Source organism: Pantanalinema rosaneae CENA516 (assembly GCF_050753385.1).
GTDB lineage: Bacteria > Cyanobacteriota > Cyanobacteriia > Leptolyngbyales > Leptolyngbyaceae > Pantanalinema > Pantanalinema rosaneae.
The window spans coordinates 1-7,262 of the sequence record NZ_JBLZFZ010000114.1; the positions used below are offsets into that span (position 1 = coordinate 1).

The following is a 7,262-nucleotide window of genomic DNA, read 5'->3' on the forward strand; positions in this document are numbered from 1 at the left end:
AGATGTGTATAAGAGACAGCTTCTCCCCCACCCTCCTCCTCTCCTCCATCGCCCTCATCCTCCCCATCCCCCTCTCCCCTCACTACCCTCCTCGCCACCACTATGCTTACCCTCAATGCCTATACCTTTGGTTGGGGTCGGACTGGGCATTCGGACATGCTTCTGAGTGCCTGTATGGGTGGCTCATTGTTTGCCTTCTTTCTGGGGTATGCCCAACCCGAGCGATCGGCGGTACAGCAGCGCTGGTATCTGACGTTTTATGGGCTGATGGCGTTGGCGGTGTTAGCGAAGGGCCCCGTGGGGATTGTGCTGCCGGGGTTAATCATTGCTGGGTTTTTGGCGTATGTGGGTAATGGCTGGAATGTGCTGCGGGAACTGCGACTCCTGCGAGGTGGCTTGATTGTTTGTGCGATCGCTGTCCCCTGGTATGTGTTGGTGACGCTAGCCAATGGGGATGCGTTTATTGGGTCATTTTTTGGCTATCACAATTTTGAGCGGTTTACGATGGTTGTAAATCGCCACAAGGAACCCTGGTACTTTCACTTCTTCATCGTCGCGGCGGGCTTTTTACCCTGGTCAGTTTACCTGCCTGCCGCGGTCGCCCGACTGCGACCCTGGCAGCGTCGAGTCTGGCAAGCCCAACCTCGATCGCAGCAGTTAGGCATCTTCGCGCTCAGTTGGTTTCTGGTCGTCCTGCTGTTTTTTACCGTTGCCAGTACCAAAGTGGTCAGCTATACCTTACCTCTGGTGCCTGCTGCGGCGATTTTGGTGGCGCAATTATGGGTCAGGGATTGGGCAGCACCGGGACGACGATCGCGGCTGTGGTTGAGTCAGGGGTTAAATGTCGCTGCTTTTATGGCGTTAGCGATCGTACTCGTCAAAAGCCCGAACTGGCTGAATCAGGATGCGGCAATGCCCAATTTAGGGTTGCGGCTTCAGGAATCGGGTTTACCTCAGTTAGGTAGTGTGATTTTAGGAGTGACGGCGATCGCGATCGCGGGACTGTTGCTGTGGCGGCAACGCTGGATCTGGACGGCTAATGTGATTGGTTTCCTGGCATTCTTGATGCTGGTCGTGCATCCGATGATGCTGATTGTCGATGCCGAACGTCAGTTACCGTTACGCCAGTTAGCGCAGGTCGCCGTAGCCGCTAAACAGCCAGAGGAGCGGTTCATCATGGTGGGCTTTGAGAAGCCCAGCCTGGTGTTCTATACCCAGGATCGGGTGCGCTACCTGTTCCGCGCCTCTCGGGTAGAGGGCTACCTGGAAAGCCGGATGGTCGAGGATGATATCATGTCCGGTGCTCTGATCCTGGGGATGCCGAAGGTGATCGATCGCACAGGACTAACGCCTGATCAATATCAGGAAATCGCCCGGGCGGGAGCCTATCGCTTAGTCAGAGTCTCACTGGAATCGCTCAAGCGCTAGGGCGGGATCCGGTGTTCTATTCCTCCTCGGAATCCATTTCCGGCACATCATCTAGCTCATCGGGTTCCACGTCGTCCTCGGTTGCCTGACTCCCCCCTCCGACTGCCACCAGATCAATTTGCTGGCGGTAGTAATCGACGCTTTTTACCTGGACTTCAATCCGATCGCCCAGGCGATATTGCTTCCGGTTTTTGCGTCCCACCAGAGTTTGTTGCCGCGATCGATACTCATACCAATCGTCTTTTAAGGAACTGACGTGAACCAATCCTTCCACCAACAGTTCCTCAATCTCCACAAACAGCCCGTAGGATTGAACACCAGTAATTAAGCCGTGGAAAATTTCCCCAGTGCGTTCTCGCATCAGTTCGGCTTTCTTCAATCCTTCTAGATCCTGTTCGGCTTCCTGAGCGATCCGCTCCCGCTCCGTTAAGTGGACGGCAACCGCATGGAAATGGGATTCCAGTTCTTGATGCAATTCGGGTGGTAGGACGTTCCAGCTAATTTCGCCATGACAGGAACTATGGCGCAGATTCACAATTTCTTTGGTACGAGCTGTTTTACGATCGCGACCTTCATCAAACACGGCATGTAACACCCGATGTACCAACAGATCGGGATAGCGGCGGACGGGGGAGGAGAAGTGGGTATAGCCTTGCTCCAATGCCAGACCGAAGTGTGCCCGGGGCGCTGTACTATAAAACGCCGGTTTCAACGTTTCTAGCAACAGGTAGGTGAGGACACGTTCTGCTCCTGATTCCGCAAACTTCTGGGTAAAACGTTGATAATCCTGGGACTGAATTTGATCGTCCTGTTCCAGATGTAAGTCAATGCCCATACTGGAAACCAGTTTCATTAACTCCTGAACGTCATCGGGGTCGGGAGTGGCATGAACTCGATAAATGCCCGGTACACCCAATGCTTGCAGATGTTCCGCCACCAGTTGATTGGCCAATAACATTAGTTCCGCAATCATGCCGTGGGTTGGCACTGATGGGGAGACGACCATTGCCCCTAATGCGCCCTCGTCGTCATAGTGAAACTTAGGCGTAAACAGGAATTTGCCCGTTTGATCCGCTTGTTCATCGCTGGGAAGTGGCTTTTCGGGTAAGTTTAGCTCAAATGCTCCCCGTTGCCGTCGTTGCTCTTTCAAGGCTTCACTTAATGCCGAAATTTGATCGAGTAGCTCAAAGATCGACGTAAATTCTTGAATGTCGGCAGTTGCAGAGGGATTGGTCGATCGCTCCAGAATGGCCTGGGCCTGCTGATAACTGAGTTGGTGATCGACTTGAATCACCGTGGGCTGGATCTCATATTCCGTCACTTCACCCGCCGCATTCAATGTCACCAACACGGAAATGGCTAACCGATCCTTGCCCACCTGAAAAGCACATAAATTGCTGGTCAGTGGATCGGGCAACATGGGTACGACCAGATCCCCCAGGTAGACGGAAACCCCTCGCTTCTGGGCTTCTCGATCGAGCCAGGAACCGGGGGTAACATAGTGCGATACATCGGCAATATGAATTCCTAAGCGCCAATGCCCCGACTTGGTTTGATCTAAGGTAATGGCATCATCCACGCTGTCGTGTTTTGCCTGCCGCACATCGGCTTTAATCGTTAACGTGGTCAGATCACGCAAATCCAAACGCTGTTTAAGTTCTGCCTTCGTCAGTTTGGTCGATAGGGATTTCGCTTCATCTAAAACGGCATCGGAGAATGCCTGGGGTAAATCATGTTTGCAGCAGACAATATCAATATCCGATGCTTCGGTATCACTGCCTAAGATCCGCGCCACTTTCCCCAGGGGAGGATGTTGTCCCAGGGGATAGCGCAACACCTGCACATGCACCAACTGGTCGATCGCGGATTCTAAATCCCCACCATTCGGTTGGAGTTGCAATTCAAACAGTAAGCGATCGTCTAAGGGCATTGCCCAAAAGCCGTTATCGCTTTGCTTAACTCGGGCTAGAACTGAAGGATTCGATCGCTCCAGAATTAACCGCACTTCTCCTTCGGGGCTGCGACGACGACTGCCTTCCTTCGTTACCCTCACCAACACGCGATCGCCATTCCAGGCATTATTTAATTGACTCTCCCGGATGTAAATATCCTCTGCCCCTTCCACATCCTGAATGGCAAAGCAAAAGCCCTTGCTGGAACAGCGTAGTTTTCCTTCGACTATGCCTTCCTCCGTGACTCGACGATAGCGCCCCCGCTCCTTAACCAGAATGCCGATCTTTTCCAGGGCATCCAGGGCAATTTGCAGCTTGCGGACACTGGCATCATCATTGCAATCCAGCTTTTTCTCTAAAACCTTGGGGGCAACCAGTTTGTCGTCTGTAAAGTTTGCCAGTAGGGCAGCGATCGAAAATTCCATGAAGCGATAGACCCTCGTATTTCTAATTGCTAACCGATCGATCGATAATCCAACCTGTGGGAGCTTTGTACATTACCATTTCATCTTGCTGAAACCGTTGCGAAGCGATAGCCTTGTACTAACGATGGTATCCTCGAACTGTTCAACCGAATGAAAACCTTGCTGCCCGCAAGTTGCTCAAATATCCGTCTGGATAAGTTCAGCCATCCGCCACCTCAGTCCTGAAATCATGCCGAAAGCAGGTTCAGCAGGCTTTCAAGGTGAAGTTGAGTTCAGAAACCCACTCAGCCGCATCGAGCCACGTTAAGCGCTCACACTGAATTGGCTACTAAGCATCGTGCGAAGACAATAGCCGGATCCAGCGTTATGCAGAATGACCCTAGAGCAGGCGCACCATCCGCATCACCAACTATCAGGCTGCCAGGATTAAGTCATCCAATTCAAGGTGTTGATCCTTAATGCTGCCGTCCTAACAATTTTGTGCGGTTTCTCCACTCTAATTAATACTTCCGCATTCCCGGTAAACCTGTCAAATTTTCCTTAAACTTTTGTCAGGCAAATGCGAGTTAGCCTTGCCAAAATTCGACGTGCAATTGTTCGGCATTCACCGCGATCGCGGCGACAAACTCTGGGGCAGGCGTAAACAACTTCAGTTGCCAAACATCCGTCGGAGTCGGTTCAGGCTGAAGCCAAACTGGGTCGTTATTTCGATGATCAAAGGAAATTTCTACCAGTTTGAGTTCTCCCACCCCCTGACCTCGGGCTTTGAGGATGGCTTCTTTACAGGTCCAATACTGAAAAAAGGTAACTGGCTGCTCAGCCACAGGAGTTGCCTGGATAGCGGCATGTTCTGGCTCGGCAAACCAGCGTTGGGTCAGTTGCAATAAATCTGCGATCGCTCGAATTTTTTCCAAATCAATCCCTACGGGCATCGTGTGGGCGATCGCATACACGGCTAAATCATCGGAGTGTGCCAAATTAAACTCAAGCCTGGGTTGCCCCTCTGTCACCGGCAATGCTGGTTTACCCTGCGCCCCATACTGGAATTGTACCTGGGCTGGATCGCATTCCAGATAGCGACCTAACAGCGATCGCAACATACCCCGACCGACAATGAAGCGCTGCTGATGGATGGGGAAGCGAAATCGCTCGGCTCGCTGCCGTTCATCTGGTGACAGGGTTTGTGCCAGTTCGGCTACTTCCGTTGCCGATCGCTGTAACGACGATCGCCAAACATGAACCTGATGCTCCGGTAGGGTCAGTGTGGGAGGAGCGGATGACCAGATGGGTTCCGTGATTGGCATAGTCCAAGCAAGTGCTGCAATAAAAAAGAGGTCAGCCCGACCTCTCACTCGCATCTGTTTTATCAACTAAAACAGCGTAAACAAAACCGATTGGAGAAACTACAGCAAACCTGTGTTGGTTCCGGGCTTGCCAGTGGCGAGCTCAACCTTGGTAATTTTGCCGCCCATTTTCATGATGCGTTGCTGCTCACGGAACCAGTTGTCGAAGGGAACTAGCTTCGTGAAATAGGTATTTTGCAGCTCGCGCTGAGTCCGAATGCGGGTTTGGCTTGGCACACAGGCGGTAATCTTAAACATGCGCATAGGGCTGTCTCTCCTGGATTGAGTCTAGAAATCTTGAATGTGAACAAACGTTAGCAATGCCAAGAGCAACGTTTGATTTGACTGAATGCTTTTAAAGCAAAAACTCTTCTATTGGGAGGGGTCAGGAAGACCGGAAATTAAGGTTGAAAGTCAGGAGCGAGAACTAGACCATCAAAACAAACCTGGTAACGAGATCAGCCTTTAATAGGCTAGCCCCCACTCCGGACTTTCAAACCTCTGTCAGGTTAGCGATCGGCTTCAGGCAACTGATTCAGTCCCCATTCGCCAATTGCCGGAAGATGTTAGCTCAAGCCAGAGCTGATGTAGTCGAAGTAAACGCCCATTTCTTTACCAGCGTCAGCACCCACTAGACCAGCGGTAACTTCCTTCATGGCTTGGATTGCTTGCACAGTTGCAGCAATGGGTACACCCAGAGAGTTGTAGGTTTCTTTCAAGCCATTGAGAACGCGCTCATCCAGGATGGAAGGATCGCCAGCCAGCATGGCGTAGGTGGCATAACGGAGGTAGTAGTCGAGGTCGCGGATGCAAGCAGCATAACGACGGCAGGTGTACATGTTGCCACCGGGACGGGTGATATCCGAGTACAACAGCGACTTAGCGACAGCTTCTTTAACGATCGCAGCAGCATTAGCGCTGATAGCGGTAGCGGCACGAACGCGCAGTTCGCCAGTGGAGAAATAGCCTTTCAGCTTGTCCAGAGACGAAGAATCCAGGTATTTGCCCTGTACGTCTGAGGAGTTAATAACCGAAGTGATTGCGTCTTGCATGATTAAATCCCTTAAATCACGTAATCTTGAGCGATATTTTGGTTATGTGCAGTTTTGGGAGAACCCTTACTGCATTGCGCCGATGATGTAATCGAAGTAAGCACCTGCTTCAGCCGCGTCTTCACCAGACATCATGGAGGTGGCAACGCTCTTCATCGCACGAACGCCTTCAGCAACCGCCGGGATGGGGGTGCCCAGGTTGTTGTACATTTCGCGAACGCCGACGATACCGATTTCTTCGATCGGAGTGACATCACCAGCAACCACTCCATAGGTCACGAGACGTAGGTAGTAGTCGAGGTCACGCAGGCAGGTAGCGGTCATTTCCTCGCCATAAGCGTTACCACCGGGGGAAACAACATCAGGGCGCTTTTGGAACAGTTGGTCGCCAGCTTGCTTAACAATCCGCTCACGGGATTCGGTTAAGGTCTGAGCGATCCGCAGGCGGCGCTCACCCGTTGTCACAAAGCTCTTGATCCGATCCAGTTCGCCGGGGCTGAGGTAGCGAGCTTCAGCATCAGCATTCACGATTGATTTCGTGACAATACTCATTGATGGATTCCTCCAGAAGAATGTAACCGGTTGTGTTATGTATGGGGTTTCCCAAATCGGCTTCCAAGTCTGCCTGTGAACCATCTACATCAACCTTGACAAAGATTCGCATAGCTCAACTTCGCAAAGGATCTAGAGTGGTTCCTGAACAAGGCTTTTCGGCTCAAGAGCAAATGATACGCCTGAGCATGTACTGTTTGCAACTAACATTGTCTGCTTGAAGACTGCTAGCACACCGCATACAGCACCTTTAGACTCAGTTACCTTCCGCAATTATTGTGCGGCATTGCGATCGCACTCCCGATTGACCTGTAATAGTTTGTAATATTTCTCCTCAGATTTAGCTGAAAATCAGGTGGGGAGATGGGGCAGTGGGGGAGGTGAGGCGGGTTACTGCATCAGGGCGGCGGGCAGGTAGTCGTTGAGGGTGAGGCGGTAGCCGGAGTGGATTTGGGTAAATTCGGCAGATGGGGAAGGTGAGGGAGATGGGGCTGTCTCTTATACACATCT

Annotated in this window: 6 protein-coding genes; 1 reads left to right on the forward strand and 5 read right to left on the reverse strand. The window is 51.7% G+C overall.

What is annotated here, in order from left to right; all coding sequences use genetic code 11:
* Nucleotides 1-102: 102 nt before the first annotated feature.
* On the forward strand, nt 103-1,428 hold the full coding sequence (locus tag ACN4EK_RS31555) for a glycosyltransferase family protein (protein WP_431662410.1): 1,326 nt from the start codon (nt 103-105) through the stop codon (nt 1,426-1,428).
* Nucleotides 1,429-1,444: 16 nt separating this feature from the next.
* Here ACN4EK_RS31555 and ACN4EK_RS31560 read toward each other — a convergent pair whose 3' ends face one another.
* The 5 genes from ACN4EK_RS31560 to apcA form a co-directional block, all read right to left on the reverse strand.
* The gene (locus ACN4EK_RS31560) at nt 1,445-3,805 is read right to left on the reverse strand and encodes a ribonuclease R family protein (RefSeq protein WP_431662411.1); all 2,361 of its coding nucleotides are present in this window, start codon (nt 3,803-3,805) and stop codon (nt 1,445-1,447) included.
* A 566-nt stretch (nt 3,806-4,371) separates the two neighbouring features.
* Nucleotides 4,372-5,109 (reverse strand): 4'-phosphopantetheinyl transferase family protein, encoded by a 738-nt coding sequence (locus ACN4EK_RS31565; RefSeq protein WP_431662412.1) that lies wholly within the window; start codon nt 5,107-5,109, stop codon nt 4,372-4,374.
* Nucleotides 5,110-5,208: 99 nt separating this feature from the next.
* A complete protein-coding gene (locus ACN4EK_RS31570) occupies nt 5,209-5,412 on the reverse strand; it encodes a phycobilisome linker polypeptide (RefSeq protein WP_431662413.1) in 204 nt (67 codons plus the stop codon).
* Nucleotides 5,413-5,714: 302 nt separating this feature from the next.
* Nucleotides 5,715-6,200, reverse strand: a complete 486-nt coding sequence (gene apcB, locus ACN4EK_RS31575; RefSeq protein ID WP_431662414.1) for an allophycocyanin subunit beta — start codon at nt 6,198-6,200, stop codon at nt 5,715-5,717.
* Nucleotides 6,201-6,266: 66 nt separating this feature from the next.
* Nucleotides 6,267-6,752, reverse strand: a complete 486-nt coding sequence (gene apcA / locus ACN4EK_RS31580; RefSeq protein WP_431662415.1) for an allophycocyanin subunit alpha — start codon at nt 6,750-6,752, stop codon at nt 6,267-6,269.
* Nucleotides 6,753-7,262: the final 510 nt, after the last annotated feature.